This is a genomic window from Arthrobacter sp. GW822-FHT05G07 (assembly GCF_058799755.1).
The window spans coordinates 131,809-147,740 of record NZ_JBXALT010000013.1 but is presented as its reverse complement, the minus strand read 5'-3'; the positions used below and the strand labels follow the sequence as shown (position 1 = coordinate 147,740).

Below are 15,932 nucleotides of genomic sequence, written 5' to 3'. Positions count from 1 at the left end.
TCACTGCCAGGAACCAACTGCGGACCCGGAGCAGCCTCAACATCCTCACCATTAGTCGTCTTCACAACAGACAACCCGGTAACAACACCGAAGTAGAACGAATCATCCGAAGCACTCAGATCAGGACCACCATTGGGATCAGCCGCCGAAGCCCGCACAGTGTTCTTGTACTGACCCTCAACAGCCTTACCCTGAGCCGACAACTCAACAGAATCCCCCGGAGCCAACAAAGGAACCGTCTCCGAGAACACCTCCTTGCCGGCACTGTCCTTATCAACAACCAGAACATCCTTCAACGCAACGTTCCCGGTGTTGGTCACCGTGTACGCCCACTTCACATCACTGCCAGGAACCAACTGCGGACCCGGAGCAGCCTCAACATCCTCACCATTAGTCGTCTTCACAACAGACAACCCGGCTTCGCCGGTACGGTACCAAGACTCAGCGGTAGCCGGTGCGGGCTGCTGGGCCAGCGGGGTTCCTTCTGCGTCGGTGGCCGTGGCCGTTGCGGTAGCTGTGTTGTGGTACTGACCTGTCACGGCGGTGCCATGAGCGGTGAAGACCCGGGTTTCGCCGGGTGCCAGTGCGCCTGTATCACTCGACGTGGGAACCAACGTGCCAGTGCTGCCATCCCCTGCCGAATATTCATCGGAAACTGCCACATTTGAGAGCGGCGTCCTGCCTGTGTTGGTTACCTCGTAGGTCCATGTCACGTCCGAACCGTTGGTGACGATTGCACCGGGAGCTGACGAGTAGGCTTTTCCGTTGGTCTTCTTCACGATTCCCAATGCAGGAGCACCAGTAACATTCACAGCAGCCTGGTTAGTAGCGAACTGTACTGGTTTCCCGTTGTAGGTTCCCGCTGCCACGAGGACGTTGGTGGCCTTCTGTCCGAAGCTGGGATCGCCCGTCACCTTGGTAGGAACCACCAAGGTGAAGTCATCGCCGGAAGCCAAGGCGTCAACGAACATCCGGAACGCAGTGGCGTTGACCGGATCAGTGGACCAGCTACCCGAGGTGGCATCTGTGGCGTCGGTGGAGTATTCGATCTTCGCTCCAACTGGTGCGCCCGTTACTGCACCTGCAAGGACGACGTCGAAGTCGTCGCCTGTTGCTACTGCCGGCAAACGGTCAAAGAAGGTGGTATCGGTAACCGGGTTTGGCAGGACGTTGCTGACGTAAACCTGCCAGTATGCGTTCCTGTCAACGGTGGTTGCCAAGGACCAGGGACCAGTTGCCGAGGAACTGGACAACTTATCGAGCAGCAAACCACCGGCGATGTTAAGCGACACACGGCCAGTAGCCTTGGCGACACTCGACCGTGCAGCATCGAAGTTGTAGATGTCTTCGCCGAAGAAGGCACCGTAGCCCGTCATCGCCACCGTCTGCTCGGCCTTGCCGCCATCAGCAACTCCGACGAAACGCGGGTCTGATGTGTAGGCATAGGACTCGACTTGGACGGAGGAGGAGTCGGGGTGGTAAGCCTTGGCAAGGATCGTCACCGGAATGTCGTACTGCCATCCTGTGTTTTCAACCCGGCGGTCTGAAGATTCCTTGGGGTCCCGCATCGGGCTGATCTGATCGTAGGTCAAGGTAACCACCTGCAGTTCACAACCGTCTGCGTCCGTGACCCGAGAGGTGGAATCCACCGTCACCCCGTTGCCGATAGCCGGGATGGGCTCCACTCCCACAGCAAGGTCCGTAACCGGCGTGATGGTCTTGGTGGGGTCGTACTGAACGCCGCAGGGAAGCACCACAGACATGGCGGCATCCTTGTAGGTTTCCGAGGGGTTTTGGTTCACGATGCCGGCCCTGATGGTGCCTGCATCACCCACGCTCAGGACCGAAGGAGCAGAGACGTTGGTGGTCAGGTACACAGAATCCAGAGGGGTAAAGGCATCGGACGCCTCTCCTGTCAGGTCGCCTGCCTTGAGCGTGGCGGTGTTGTTCACTGGTCCTGGCGCAATACCCGCAGGGCTGTTCGCCGCGAGCACACCAGCGGTGATATCGCGGAAGACCGGCACACTTCCTACAGTGACCCGAACCTCCGAGCTCACCCGCACTGTTTCGCCGCCGGGTGCAACGGAGATTCGCCACCCTGTCAGAATGGAGCCGACGGGCAGATCGAGCGTGTTGTTACCGTTGAAAGATTCCCAGCCGCTTGAACCGGTGTTCTGCACGGTCAACGACAATGCTGTGTTGGTTGTTGGATTTGCAGGAATGAAGGTCTGCCACGCATCTGAGAAATCAGTCTGGTACTCAAAGGTGTAAGGGAGATTCTCCGTGGACAGCACCGGGCTGAAGGCCACGTTGATTCCAGTGACATCGTTGTGGTGATACCACCCCTCAGAACTGCTACCGGCTGCGCCGCTATCGGTGACAACGAGGTCGTCGGCCTCCGGGCTGTTCCGCGGTCCAAGGTAGGAGGCATTGACGTATGTGCTTCTGGCTATCATGCCAGCCGAGGTCTGTCCTCCTGACGATTTTTCAATAGCCGCTGTTACGCCACCGCTGGGGCTGAAAGCAGGGCCCTGCGCAGAGGCGGGGGTGCCGGCTCGAACCACACCGTTGGCGTCCGTGGTCTCCAACGTCACCGTGTTGACGGGAGGCTGCTGACCGTCCTCCCAGCCGGCAACATGGTCCGGGTACCGTACGGTAAGCCAGATGCCGGTTCCGCTCCGGTCCAGGCAGTATCCGGTATGGTCATAGCGTTCGTCATTGGTCCAGGTGGCTGCGGGCCATGCACTCGTGTCCCATTGACCAACGCCCGTTGAGGCAGAGGCGAATTCTGCGCCCGCGGGGAAGACGTCCGAGAGTTTCTGCGCAAAGGCGGAGAAACTCATGTAGCTTTCCTCCGAGCACACGTTGAACCTGTACGTCACCTCGCGATGCGTGGAGCCAGTAATAGTGGTGGCAATCTTTTGCGCCCGGTAATCATGCGGACCCGTGACTAGTGAGGTGACCGGCCCGGATGCTACTTGGCCGCTGGGGCCGCCGGTACCGGTCATCTCCGTGGTCAGCGGAAAGCCCTCGTATTTGTGCTCGTTGTCCACCTGCGACACCGTGTACACAACGCTGACCAGGTCCTCGGTGGTTTCGTCGAGGGTCATGCTCAATACCCGGGTAGCGGGATCGTAGCTATGGTTCAGCACTGGCGAAGAGGCACCAAGGGGGAGACCCGCGAAGGTGGTACCTTCCGGAAGTGTTGTGGTCATGGCTACGCCGGTTGCCGGATTGGACGAATCAACGCCGCTGAAATCAACGGTGGCGGTGTAGTTGTAGTTCTGGCTCAGCGGGACCGTTTCGGGGGCGGAGAGCGTGATGGTGAAATCACCGGCGGCTGCCATGGCCGGGGAGACGCCCAGCATGAGTGAACCCGCAGTGACTCCTATGGCAAGCATTGCTGCCGGCAAACGCAGGGCAGAATTCCTTGCCGCAAGGGTTTTTTTCCGGGCCTTGCGCAGGGGCCCCGCGCTCACGTCGGGACTCCTTTCCCGACGGCCGCGACGGCCGGAACGGCCCCATGACGGTAATGCAAACATCCACTGCTCCTTCGCTTAGTCCCGGGTGGCGCCGCCGGCGTGCACAAGACTGGGTGCACAGAACGGGGCGGTTAGGGGTAGAAAGTGAGCGTTCGCTCTCCTTCCTCTAAGTAGTGGGCAGGGTTCCGCAAACGTGACGGAGCGCAATTTCAGTCAGTGAGAACTGTTGATAAACCCTTGAGCCGTAAACGATCAGGCGAAGTAGACACCAATGCGGTTGCCGTCGATTTCCTCGATGCGGATATCGATGTCGTAGACGTCGTACAGCATCCCGGCGCGCATGATGTCCGAGGGTGCGCCTTGGTGGATGAGCCTGCCGTTCTTCATGGCCAGGATGGTGTCCGAGTAGCAGGACGCAAAGTTAATGTCGTGGACCACCAGCACAACGGTCTTTCCGAGTTCGTCAGCCAAACGCCGCAGCAGCCGCATCATTTCCACTGAGTGCTTCATGTCCAGGTTGTTGAGCGGCTCGTCGAGCAACAGGTATTCAGTGTCTTGCGCCAAGACCATGGCAATATAGGCACGTTGTCGCTGCCCGCCGGAGAGCTCGTCCACGAACTTGTCCGCCATGGATGTGAGGTCCAGCTGCCGGATGGCCTCGTCCACATGCTCCAAGTCCTCGATCGTCGGGCGGCCGCCGCTGTGCGGGAAGCGCCCAAACGCCACGAGGTCGCGGACCGTGAGCCGCATGGTCAGGTGGTTTTCCTGCCGAAGGATGGCCATGGTCTTGGCCAATTCTTTGCTGGGGGTCGCGGCCACATCCAGCCCGGCTACGGAAATTCTCCCGGCGTCCATGGGCTGGAGGCGGCTGACCAACGAAAGCAGTGTGGATTTGCCCGCACCGTTGGGGCCGATGATGGACGTGATGCCGCCACGGGGAATCTCGCAGCTGACATCGTCCAGTACGGTGGTGCCGCCGTAGCGCTTGGTGACGTTCCGGACGGTAATCATGGGCGGATTCCGCTCATCTTAGCGGTCATTTCAGCGAGCCTTTCAGCAACAGGTAAAGGAAGAGAATGCCGCCGGTGAACTCAATGATCACGCTCAGAGCCGCGGCGAACCCGAACACACGCTCCAGCAGCAGCTGGCCACCCACCAGTGCGATCGCACCAATGAGGACCACGATCGGCAGCAACCAGGCGTGCCGGAATCCACGGCAGAGCTGATAGCCGAGGCTGACCACCAGGAGCCCGAAGAACGTCACAGGACCCACCAGCGCAGTGGAAATCGCCACCAGCAGCGAGCATGCCAGCAACACACGCATCACCACACGCTTGTGGTCGACGCCCACGTTGATGGCTACTTCACGGCCCAGCGCCAGGACATCCAGGGTGTGCCTCATGCGCCAGACGCCAAAGCACACGGCAGCGACCAAAAGCGCGGAAACACCCAAGAGCCCCGGGTCCACATTGTTGAAGCTGGCAAAGAACAGGTCCTGCAGGATGATGAACTCGCTAGGCTCCATCAGCCGCTGCAGGAGCGAAGAGAAACCGCGGAACAACGTGCCCAGAACAATTCCCACGAGCAACAGCAGATGCAGCGATCGCGTGGCTCCGGTGAACATCCACCGGTACAGGAACGCGCTGAACCCCACCATCAGCAGGATCTCCAGCCCGAACTTGAGCGTGGAGGGAGCCGTAGCCAGGGTCGCAGCACCGGCCACGAAAGCCAGCGCGGTCTGCACCAGGATGTACAGGGAATCGAAGCCCATGATGGACGGCGTCAGGATCCGGTTGGCCGTGACGGTCTGGAACAGCAGCGTGGACACGCCCACCGCCACGGCCACCAGCAGCATCGCGGACACCTTGATGGCCCGGCGCGGCAGGATGTAGGCGATGTTGCCTTTGAGGTCGATGGTCAGAAACACCGCAACAAGCACGACGGCGGCAATCGCCAAAATGGCGATCACCAGTCCGGGAGGGGTGCTTCGGACAGCGTCCCGCCAGCGAGTGCGCGCGGATACGGGAGCGACGGGTGTCAAGGATGGAGACGGCACGGAGGTTTCAGGCATTGCGTTTCCTCAGGAGCAGGAAGAGGAAGAGGATGGCGCCAAGGACAGACATGACCATGCCCACAGGAACCTCGTAGGGGAAACGGATGGTCCGGCCGATGATGTCGCAGAGCAGCACGAACGCCGCTCCAAAAAGCGCAGTCCATGGAACTGCCCGGCGGAGGTTGTCGCCGAACAGCAATGAGACGATATTGGGGACCACGAGTCCCAGGAAGGGAACAGCGCCAACAGTGGTGACAACGACGGCGGAGATCAGCGAGACGATCATCAGGCCGAGCCGCATGGTGCGGGCGTAGTTCAGGCCAAGGTTGGTGGTGAAGTCCTGGCCCATGCCTGCCACGGTAAAGCGGTCAGCAGCAAAGAGGCCCACCAGCACCAAGACAGCCACGATCCACAGAAGTTCATAGCGTCCACGCAGCACGCCGGAGAAGTCACCGATCATCCAGTTGCTCAGTGTCTGCAGGAGATCAAAGCGGTAGGCAAAGAACGTAGTGATTGCTGCAATAACGCCGCCCAGCATGATGCCCACCAAGGGAATGAGTAGGGTGTTGCGGGCCGGGAGCCGGCGCAGGATCGCCAGGAACAACGCCGTGCCGAGGATCGCGAACACAGACGCCACCAGCATCTTGGTGAGTATTGGAGAGTCCGGAGCCAGCACTGTGACCACCAGAATGCCGAGTGTGGCCGACTCCACGGTGCCCACTGTGGACGGCTCAACGAACCGGTTCCGGGCCATGAGCTGCATGATCAACCCGGCGACGGCAACGGCCATCCCGGCCAGGACCACAGCCAGGGTCCGCGGCACCCGGGACACCCAGAAGATTTCCCAAGCGCCGGCGTCGTTCGCCAACAGCGCGGGCAGTGAGACGTCACTGACCCCAACGAAGATGCTGCCGACGGCGATCACCAACACAACGGCCGCAGCCGCAACCAGGCGGGCGGTCTCGCCAGTCCGGTTGCGGCTTGCTGGTGCCGTGGGGCGCACGGCTGTGGTTGTCACTTCAGTTAAGGCTAAGCGACCGAGTCGGCCACTGCGGTGACCATGGCCTGGACGTTGTTCAAGCCATAGCCCACGATGTACCAACCTGCGGGATCCAGGTTAACGATCTTGCTGTTCTTGGCGGCGTTGGTGGACTTCACGAGCTCGTTGTCCAGGATCGGGTTGGCCGTGGAGCCGGCCGTGCCAATCGCAGTGTCGCGGTTGATGACGTAGAGGATGTCCGGGTTGGTTTCCTTGATGTATTCGAAGGAAACGGCCTCGCCGTGGGAGCCCTCGGACTTGACGTCGGCCGCCGTCGGAACGCCCAGGACGTCATGGATGATGCCGAAGCGCGAGCCCGCGCCGTACGCTGTGACTTCGCCGCCGGAGGTCAGGACGATCAGGCCCTTGCCGGCGGTAGCTGCCTTGGCCTTGGTGTCGGCCACGGTCTTGTCTACCTCAGCGAGCTTGGAAGCGACTTCGTCTTCCTTCTTGAAGATCTTGCCGAGCTTCTCGGTCTGCGCCTTGAAGCTTTCCATCGGCTTGGCCGCATCCACGGAGAGATCGATGGTGGGGGCGATCTTGCTCAGTTCTTCGTAGGCGCCGGCGGTGCGGCCGGAGACGATGATGAGGTCCGGAGCAGCGGAGCTGACAGCCTCAAAGTCCGGCTCCTTGAGCGAGCCCACCTTGGTGTACTTGGCCTCGGAGAACTTCTTGAGCGCCTCCGGGTAGCTGGCTTCGGGAACACCGGTGGGCTCGACGCCGAGCGCGTTCATGGTGTCCAAAACGCCCAGATCGAACGTGACAACCTTTTCCGGGTTCACGGGAACGTTGGACGTGGAGCCCTGGGCGTGCTCGATGGTGATGGTGCTGGCTTCCTCGGGCTGCGAAGACGCCGTTGCCCCGCCTCCACACGCCGTAACAGTCAGCAAGGCAGCGCCTGCAGCCAGTGCCCCGATGTAGCTCGACAGCCTCTTCTTCACGCCTGTACTCCACTCACTAATAAGTCATAGATGTGTTGCCTAATTGCCTGTTGACTCTATTAGTAAGGTGAGGCTAACTTCAAAACCGAAAGGCTCTCCAGCGGGCAAAAGTGACGGAACTCACTTGTTTTTCTCCCGCCGGAGAGCCTTTATGACAATCGGTTGTGGAAATTACGCTTCAGCCTGCCGATCCTCCACGAGCTTTTGCAACGCCGGGAACAGCGGGTGCGTCGGCGTCAGTTCCGTGATTCGTTCGACGGCGGCAGCCGCGTCCAGTTCGGACAGCAAGTTGGTGAGTTCCACGGCTTCGTCGTCGTTGCCGTCGTCGAAACGGAGGGCTGCAGACATTGCCTCAAGCAATGCCGCCGGCGTGACGCCGCGTTCGGCCAACTCCGCCGCCGGACCAACGAACCGTTCGTGCCGGCTTAGCTTCCGCAAAGGCGCCCGGCCCACGCGGTTCACGGTATCCGGCAGGTGCGGGTTGGTGAAGCGGGAAAGGATCTTCTGCACGTACGCTTCCTGCTCAGCCTCCTCGAACCCGTGCTTGGCCACCAGCAGTTCCTTGGTTTCCTCCAGCACCGCCCGGACCTTCGCTGCCACAGCCGGATCCGCCATGGCATCGGAGATCTTCTCAAGCCCGGCTGCGTAGCCGAAGTACGCAGCAGAAGCATGGCCGGTGTTCACCGTGAACAGCTTGCGCTCGATATACGGCCCCAGCTCGTCCACGAAGGTAGCTCCGGGAATCTTCGGGGCGTTGCCACCGAACGGCGTACGGTCGATGACCCACTCGTAGAACGTCTCCACAGTGACGTCCAGGCCCTGGCCTGGCGCCTGGTTGGGGACGATGCGGTCCACTGCGGTGTTGGCAAAAACCGCGACGGCGTCCAGGTCGCCGGCGGAGTCGTCCCAAGCCGCCCGGATCTCCGTGTGGAGGAGGTCCGTGGCATTGATGGCGTTCTCGCAGGCCATGACCTGAAGGGGTGGCAAGTCCGCGGGCCGGACGGCCAGCCCGCGGGCGATCACCGGTGCCACGAACTTCAGGATGTGCGGCCCCACAGCAGTGGTGAGCACATCCGCCGTCGAGATTTCCTCCACAACAGCAGCTTCCTGCGAAGCGGAATTGAAGGCACGGAAGCCGCTAACGGTCTTGACCGCCGGGTTCTCGCCCACCTCGTGGACGTCGTAGCTGCTTGCCGAGGCGAGCTGGCTGATCAGCGCGTCCGCAACATCCGCGAACACCACCTCATAGCCGGCCTCGTGAAGCAGCAGCCCCACGAAGCCACGCCCGATGTTGCCTGCCCCAAAATGAACTGCCTTCACTATGCGTTGACCTTTCCGAACAGCTCCAAAACTTCATCAACCGTGGTTGCCTCTTCCAACTGGGCCACCTGTGCCTTGTTGGTGAAGATCTTGGCGATCGAGGACAGGATGTGGAGGTGCTCATTGTTGAGGCCTGCCACGCCAACCACAAACTTCACTTGCTTGCCGCCCCAGTCGATGCCCTCCGGGTAGCGGATGATGGACACTGCCGAGTGGTTGATGTGTTCCTTGGCATCGTTGGTGCCGTGCGGGATCGCCAGGAAGCTGCCCATGTACGTGGACACGGATTCCTCGCGCTCGTGCATGGCGTGGACGTAGCTGACATCCACGGCACCGCGATCCAGCAGGAGCTTTCCGGCCTCGTCAATCGCTGCGTCACGGTCGGTTGCAGTGCCGTTCAGGACCACGCTTTCGCGGAGCAGGACACCTTTTCCTTCGGCGGCTTGACCTTCGACGGCGGCAACCGGCTCGGCGACATGCGCACCGTGGCCGGCGGCTACTGAGGTTGCGGCGGCGGGCTGGGCTCCGGCGGTGGATTCCGCCGTCGTTCCTGCGTCGGAAGCCGCACCTTCAGTGTTGCTGCTCCGGACCAGTTCAACAATGTCGTCGTACTTGGGGCTATTCATGAAGTTGTCCACCGAGTAGTGGACGGCGCTGGCCGTCCTCGGCTGGGCGCGTTCGGTCAGATCCTGGTGCGTAACCACCACATCGTAGCTGTCGTTGAGGTTGGCGATCGCCGAGTTGGTGACCTTGACCTCCGGGAAGCCGGCCGCCTTGATCTTATTGCGCAGGACCGAGGCACCCATGGCACTGGAACCCATGCCGGCGTCGCAAGCGAACACGATGTTCTGGACGGGGCGAGTGAGGACGGTACCGGCCTGGGCGCCAGCGTTGTTCCCGGTAAGTGCCGAGGAGACGGAGCTCTTCTTGCCCTTCATGGCCTCCATGCGGGATGTAGCTGCGGAGAGGTCGTCCTCACCCTTGTTCTTGGAGAGACGGAGGATCAATGAAGCGATCAGGAAGGAGGCAGTGGTTGCAAAGACCACGGAAAGAATGACGCCCAAGTAGCTATCGCGGGACGTTTGGGCGAGCACGGCGAAGATCGAACCGGGGGCGGCCGGCGCCACCAGGCCTGCGTTGGTGACAGCGAGGGTTGCGATGCCGGCCATGCCGCCACCAATGGCAGCGAGGATCAGGACGGGCTTCATCAGGACGTACGGGAAGTAGATCTCATGGATGCCACCGAGGAAATGGATGATCGCTGCACCGGGAGCAGAAGCCTTCGCGGCGCCGCGGCCAAAGAACATATACGCCAGCAGGATGCCGAAGCCCGGGCCGGGGTTGGCTTCGAGGAGGAAAAGCATCGACTTGCCCTGCTCCAGCGATTGCTGGATGCCCAGCGGCGTCAGCACGCCATGGTTGATGGCGTTGTTGAGGAACAAGACCTTGGCCGGCTCAATGAAGATGCTGGTCAGCGGGAGGAGTCCGTTGTTGACGAGGAACTGGACCACGTTCCCTGCGCCGGTGCTGAACGCCGTCACCAGCGGTGATATGCCGTAGAAGCCGAGGAGGGCTAGGATCGCACCCCAAATACCGGCGGAGAAGTTGTTCACCAGCATCTCGAAGCCAGGGCGGATCTTGCCGTCCCACAGGCGGTCGAGTTGCTTCATGGTCCAGCCACCGAGGGGGCCCATGATCATGGCGCCGATGAACATCGGGATGCCGGCGCCGACGATGACGCCCATGGTACCGATGGCGCCGACGACGCCACCTCGGACGTCATGGACCATTTTGCCGCCCGTGTAGGCGATCAGCAGGGGAAGCAAGTAGGTGATCATCGGGCCGACCAGGCCCACGTTGGGAACACCCTCGGCGTTGGTGCCGAAGCCACCGAGCACAGGCACAGGAATGTACCCCTTCTCGATGAACAGGGCCGTGATGAGGCCCCAGGCGATGAAGGCGCCAATGTTGGGCATGATCATGCCGGACAGGAATGTTCCGAACTTTTGGACACCAACGCGCACGCTGGTGCGGGGCTTCGCAACGGTCTCTGTTGCCATGTGAATTCCTAACGTGTGTCCCGCTGCGGCGCGGGGTCAGTCGATATAGATCGAGAGAGAACAGCCTTAGGAGCTGCTGGAAATGCGGTGAAGCCACTCAAGGAACAGCTTCAATTCAGAGCTGGAAAGTTGGTCCGAATGCGAGGCCTGCAGTGCCGCATTCAGGGCGATTGCCGCAACAACCACGGACGACTTACCGGAGTCGTCCGCTGCGGCGCCACGGGCGGTGTCCGTGGAGACGGCAAAAATCATGGAATCCCGGGTCATCGTTGAGAGCTCGAGGTTCCGTTCTTCCACCGGTTCTGCGATCAACATGAGCGTGACACCCACATTGGCCGCCAGAATGCTTCGCGCCGCTTCGCGGGGCGGCACGTTGATCTGGCCGGAGATAGCGGCCTTGTTCAGCATCTCCTCCAGAAGCGCTTCAGCATCGGCCACGATTGCTGGGCGGCTTTCCGGCCGGATATTGCCGAACATCACCAGATACAGATGGGGTTGACTGAGTCCGAACTGGACGTGGTTGTCCCACATTCGCCGGACATCTTCCAAGGGCTCCCCGGACGGTGCAAAATCCCGCTCCCCCGCCACATACTCTTCAAATCCGGCTGAAACGACGGCGTCGAACAGGCCTTCTTTGTCGCCAAAGTGGTGGTAAAGCGTGGGCGCCGTGACCCCGGCAAGCTTGGTGATCTGGCGCGTTGAGACCGCTGACCCCTCCGAATTCGCCAGCAACTCGGCAGCTGCGCGAAGCAACCGAATTTTGGGCGGAAGCTGGTCATCGAAACTCATAACCGCTACCCTAGCACCTATAGCGTTGCTATATGAAGTGGCTCACAAAGGAATTTTGTAGGCTAGTTTTCGAGGCTCCCGGTGCCGTCGCCGGAGGGCCTGAACCAACAAGCAGGAACAGAGGATTCAGTGCAGAATTTCCAAGGAGTAGGGGTAAGCCCTGGCCGCATCATTGGTTCCGTCCGCCAGATGCCCAAGCCGGTGAGTGAGCCGCCGTCGGGAGATCGATTGGCTGCGGACGTGAGCCCGGAAGACGCCGTCGCGGGCTTGAAAGCGGCTGCGCAAGCCGTCCATGACGAACTCAAGGGACGCGCGGACAGTGCTTCCGGCGACGGCAAAGCCGTCCTCGAAGCCACTGCCTTGATGGCCAAGGACACCATGCTCCTGAAATCGGCTGCCAAGCTCATCAACGCCGGGTCGTCGGCCGAAAGGGCCATCTGGGAAGCCGGCGCGTCCGTCTCCGAAATGCTGCACAACCTGGGCGGCTACATGGCCGAGCGTGCCACCGACGTCCTGGATGTCCGCGCCCGCATCGTGGCCGAACTTCGCGGCGTCCCCGCTCCCGGCATTCCTGCCTCCGACACGCCCTTCATCCTGGTGGCCGAGGACCTCGCTCCCGCCGACACCGCAACACTGAATCCCGCGGTGGTGCAGGCGCTGGTGACTTCAGGCGGCGGCCCGCAGTCCCACACGGCCATCATTGCGCGTTCGCTCGGCCTGCCCGCCGTGGTTGCGGCCCATGGTGTTGACGACATCGCGGATGGAACCGAGGTGTACGTGGACGGCGCCGCTGGCTTCGTTGCCGTTTCGCCCACCGACGAGCACCGTGCGGCAGCTACGGCCTGGGCGGAAACCTCCGCCACCCTCGCCGAATTCGACGGAAACGGCACGACGGCGGACGGCCACTTGGTGCCGCTCCTCGCCAACGTCGGTGGAGCCAAGGACGCCGTGGCAGCTGCCGCTTTGGGCGCCCAGGGAGTGGGCCTGTTCCGCACGGAGTTCTGCTTCCTGGAGCGCGACACCGAACCCTCCGTGGACGAGCAAGCCGCAGCCTACAAAGCCGTATTCGACGCGTTCCCGGGCAAGAAGGTGGTCCTCCGCACCCTTGACGCGGGCGCCGACAAGCCGCTCCCCTTCCTCACGGATGCCACCGAGCCCAACCCTGCACTGGGTGTCCGCGGCTACCGCACCGATTTCACCACACCAGGCGTTCTGGAGCGTCAGCTCGAGGCCATCGCCCGGGCAGCTTCGGAGTCCGAGGCAGACGTTTGGGTCATGGCCCCCATGATCTCCACGGCCGCCGAAGCCGGACGGTTCGCCTCACTGTGTGCCGCCGCCGGAATCCAAACGCCGGGTGTCATGGTGGAAGTTCCCTCTGCCGCGTTGACTGCTGCCACCGTGCTGCGCGAAGTCGGTTTCGCCTCTTTGGGCACCAACGACCTCACCCAGTACGCCATGGCCGCCGACCGCCAGCTTGGACCCCTCGCGGAACTCAACACTCCGTGGCAGCCTGCCGTGCTTCGGCTCGTGCAGCTCACCGTCGAAGGTGCGGAGCAGGAAAGCTCTGGTCGCGAAGGTACTGCCAAGCCCGTGGGTGTCTGTGGTGAGGCAGCAGCTGACCCTGCGCTCGCCGTCGTGCTGACCGGCCTGGGCGTCACCACACTGTCCATGACCGCGCGCTCCCTGGCCGCCGTCGGGACTGTGCTGAAAACCGTCACGCTGGAGCAGGCCCAGGAACTGGCCCGCCTGGCCCTTTCCGCGCCCAGCGCCACCGAAGCCCGGGACTGGGTCCGCGCCAAGCTGCCCGTGCTCGAAGAACTCGGCCTCTAAACCCTGTCTGTTTCTGTCGAAGGAGAAACCATGCCCGAACGCACAGCCACCATCGCCAGCCGCTCCGGCCTGCACGCCCGTCCCGCCGCCTTGTTCGCCGAAGCCGCGGGCGAGCAGCCCGTGGAGGTCACCATCGCCATGCAGGGCGACCCTGCCGATGACGCCCTCGACGCCGCCAGCATCCTTTCGCTCATGACCCTCGGCGCCGCTAAGGGCGACGTCGTTGTGCTGCGGGCCGAGGGCGACGGAGCCGACGCTGCGCTGGACGCACTGGTGAAGCTGCTGGAGACGGACCTGGACGCAGAGTAGTTTTTGCCCGGGCGGCCGTTTCGATGGTTCCCTGCCAACAGTGCCGTGCGCACGGCATGACCCGCAGGGAACCCCCGAATCGGGCAGCCCACTCCCACAGGCTAGGCTTCTGCCATGGCATTGATAGCTCCCCGCGTCACTCCTGGCTTGCCCGCCGACGACGCCCGGAATCTGGCGCGCTCCCTCCAGGACAGCGACGACATCACCGTGTTCGTGGATGGCACGGTCCACCGCCTGCCGAACGAGGCCAGGGACGCCGTCGTCGACCTCCTCGCAAGACTGAGCCGCGGCGAAACGGTGACGGTGAGCAGCGTCGAGGAAATGCTCACCACATCCCAGGCTGCAGAGCTCGCGGGCATCTCTCACACCTATCTGCGCAACATGACCGATCGCGGCGAAATACCGGTGGAGTACCGGGGAACGCATCGTCGGATCCGGCAGGCCGCCATCATCGCCTGGCTGGAAACGCAGAAGAAGAGGCAGCAGGCCGAGGCGAGCGCAGGAGCTGACGAATCCACCGATTCCCACAGCTAGCCACCCCACATCACCAGCATGCTGTTCAATAGCGGTATGGCAACAAGCTCCTCTTCGACCGTTTGGCCCGTGGTGCACCATGAACGCCGCGCCCTGTTGCAGGATCTGGAGCCGCTTCCGGCAGCTCAATGGCAGACGCCGTCGCTGTGTGCCGGTTGGAACGTGCACGACGTCCTGGCTCACGTAATCGACAGCGCCAAGACGACGAGGTTGAGCTTCATCCGCCGGCTGGTTGCCTCCCGAATGGATTTTGACCGTGATAACGCCGTAGGTGTGGAGCGCGAAAAGACACCAGAGCCTGCGCAGACGTTGAACGGGCTGCGCGCGGTGCTTTCGCGGACCTCGGGTCCGCCGGCAAGCTTGGCTACCCGGCTGGTTGAGGCGTTCGTCCACGGAGAGGATATCCGGCGCCCCCTCGGAATCCGCCGCGATTACCCTCCTGTCCACGTTGCCACCGCCCTCAAGTACCAACTCAGGACTACAACCAAAATGGGCGGCGGCAAGGAGATCGCGCAGGGCTGGCGCTTGATTGCCACCGACACCGCGTTTGACCACGGGGATGGTCCCGCAGTTGAAGGGCCGGCGATCGCGCTGCTTCTTGCCGTGTCGGGACGGCCCGTGAGGGACGACGAATTGAGTGGCCCGGGCGCACCGGTTTTCCTGCAACAATTGGGAATTCAGTGAAAGCAGGAGCAAAGATGACCGCGCTACTCTCTGCCGACGTCGAAGTCTTGGGCCTGACCGGTCGGATTCTTTGGACCGAGGGCACGCCTGCGCCGGAACCGGACGCCGGGCCCATGTCCGAGCCCGCATATATCCTGATCCACGGCATCGGGGTGTCGCATCGATATCTGGCACGGCTGCATGCTGTCCTCGCGGCGAGCGCGCCCACGTATTCACTGGACCTTCCCGGTTTCGCCGGGACTCCCAAGCCTGGGCGCCAGCTTTCAGTGGAGGAATACGGCGCGTTCATTGCCGAGGCCCTGAAGTCCCGCGGTATCGACTCCTACGTGTTGGTGGGTCACTCCATGGGCGTGCAGTTTGCCATCGAAGCGGCCTTGCACGCCCCCGAGCAGCTCAGGCAGTTGGTACTGATGGGGCCGGTGGTGGATTCGCGGCACAAGAATGTGTGGCGGCAGTCGCTGGCCCTGACACTGGACGGAATACTCCGCGAGACCCCCACGTCCAACTTGATCGTCATGTCCGATTACCTCCGCTGCGGCCCTCGCTGGTACCTCACGGAACTGCCGGTCATGATGAAATACCCCACGGAGAAACGCCTCGCCGGAGTCCAGGTTCCGGTGCTGGTTCTGCGCGGGAGCCGGGACCATGTGGCGGGCCCCGAATGGTCGCTCCGGCTTTCGCGGGCCGTGGCCCAGGGGCGACTGGTGGAGATCCCGGGCGTCGGGCACGTGGCTCAGCACATGCGTCCCAAGGCTGTGGCGGATGCCATCCGGAGCTTCGTCACCGCCACGACTCCCCACCGCTGAAGGTAAAGTACGACGCCGCCCCATGGCTTGGGCGCCCCTTGTTGGGTCAGCACGTCCCGGCTAGGCTGACGAAGCAAGCACAATA

At 62.3% G+C, this 15,932-nt stretch carries 13 protein-coding genes; 5 read left to right on the top strand and 8 right to left on the bottom strand.

Annotated elements, in window-relative coordinates; genetic code table 11:
• The 8 genes from AC1RJY_RS20895 to AC1RJY_RS20860 form a co-directional block, all read right to left on the bottom strand.
• Positions 1 to 3,479, bottom strand: a 3,479-nt coding sequence (locus AC1RJY_RS20895; RefSeq protein ID WP_498603171.1) for a DUF7507 domain-containing protein, incomplete at its 3' end; no start/stop codon positions are given.
• Positions 3,480 to 3,734: 255 nt separating this feature from the next.
• On the bottom strand, positions 3,735 to 4,493 hold the full coding sequence (locus tag AC1RJY_RS20890; protein WP_011776457.1) for an iron ABC transporter ATP-binding protein: 759 nt from the start codon (positions 4,491 to 4,493) through the stop codon (positions 3,735 to 3,737).
• 25 nt (positions 4,494 to 4,518) lie between these two features.
• Positions 4,519 to 5,553, bottom strand: coding sequence for an iron chelate uptake ABC transporter family permease subunit (locus AC1RJY_RS20885; protein WP_498603170.1), 1,035 nt, complete (start codon positions 5,551 to 5,553; stop codon positions 4,519 to 4,521).
• On the bottom strand, positions 5,546 to 6,553 hold the full coding sequence (locus AC1RJY_RS20880; RefSeq protein WP_498603169.1) for an ABC transporter permease: 1,008 nt from the start codon (positions 6,551 to 6,553) through the stop codon (positions 5,546 to 5,548). Before AC1RJY_RS20880 ends, AC1RJY_RS20885 begins: the two co-directional genes overlap by 8 nt.
• 11 nt (positions 6,554 to 6,564) lie before the next feature.
• Positions 6,565 to 7,515 (bottom strand): siderophore ABC transporter substrate-binding protein, encoded by a 951-nt coding sequence (locus AC1RJY_RS20875; RefSeq protein ID WP_498603168.1) that lies wholly within the window; start codon positions 7,513 to 7,515, stop codon positions 6,565 to 6,567.
• A gap of 171 nt (positions 7,516 to 7,686) precedes the next feature.
• On the bottom strand, positions 7,687 to 8,835 hold the full coding sequence (locus tag AC1RJY_RS20870; RefSeq protein WP_011776461.1) for a mannitol-1-phosphate 5-dehydrogenase: 1,149 nt from the start codon (positions 8,833 to 8,835) through the stop codon (positions 7,687 to 7,689).
• Entirely contained in the window at positions 8,835 to 10,895 is a 2,061-nt protein-coding gene (locus tag AC1RJY_RS20865; protein ID WP_014923083.1) for a PTS mannitol transporter subunit IICBA, read from the bottom strand. The genes AC1RJY_RS20870 and AC1RJY_RS20865 overlap by 1 nt, the downstream gene beginning before the upstream one ends.
• 66 nt (positions 10,896 to 10,961) lie before the next feature.
• A complete protein-coding gene (locus tag AC1RJY_RS20860) occupies positions 10,962 to 11,684 on the bottom strand; it encodes a TetR/AcrR family transcriptional regulator (RefSeq protein ID WP_014923084.1) in 723 nt (240 codons plus the stop codon).
• A gap of 129 nt (positions 11,685 to 11,813) precedes the next feature.
• On the opposite strand from AC1RJY_RS20860, the gene ptsP reads away from it, so the two are divergent.
• The 5 genes from ptsP (at position 11,814) to AC1RJY_RS20835 (ending at position 15,847) form a co-directional block, all read left to right on the top strand.
• Positions 11,814 to 13,514: a phosphoenolpyruvate--protein phosphotransferase gene (gene ptsP, locus AC1RJY_RS20855; RefSeq protein ID WP_210065558.1), complete on the top strand. Its 1,701-nt coding sequence runs from the start codon at positions 11,814 to 11,816 to the stop codon at positions 13,512 to 13,514.
• A gap of 30 nt (positions 13,515 to 13,544) precedes the next feature.
• Positions 13,545 to 13,823, top strand: coding sequence for an HPr family phosphocarrier protein (locus tag AC1RJY_RS20850; protein ID WP_011776464.1), 279 nt, complete (start codon positions 13,545 to 13,547; stop codon positions 13,821 to 13,823).
• 114 nt (positions 13,824 to 13,937) lie between these two features.
• The gene (locus AC1RJY_RS20845) at positions 13,938 to 14,357 is read left to right on the top strand and encodes a helix-turn-helix domain-containing protein (protein WP_498603167.1); all 420 of its coding nucleotides are present in this window, start codon (positions 13,938 to 13,940) and stop codon (positions 14,355 to 14,357) included.
• Positions 14,358 to 14,375: 18 nt separating this feature from the next.
• Positions 14,376 to 15,041 carry a maleylpyruvate isomerase family mycothiol-dependent enzyme gene (locus tag AC1RJY_RS20840; RefSeq protein WP_498603166.1) on the top strand — a complete coding sequence of 222 codons (666 nt, stop codon included), beginning with the start codon at positions 14,376 to 14,378 and terminating at the stop codon, positions 15,039 to 15,041.
• 14 nt (positions 15,042 to 15,055) lie between these two features.
• Positions 15,056 to 15,847, top strand: coding sequence for an alpha/beta fold hydrolase (locus AC1RJY_RS20835; RefSeq protein ID WP_498603165.1), 792 nt, complete (start codon positions 15,056 to 15,058; stop codon positions 15,845 to 15,847).
• The last annotated feature ends 85 nt before the right edge of the window (positions 15,848 to 15,932 follow it).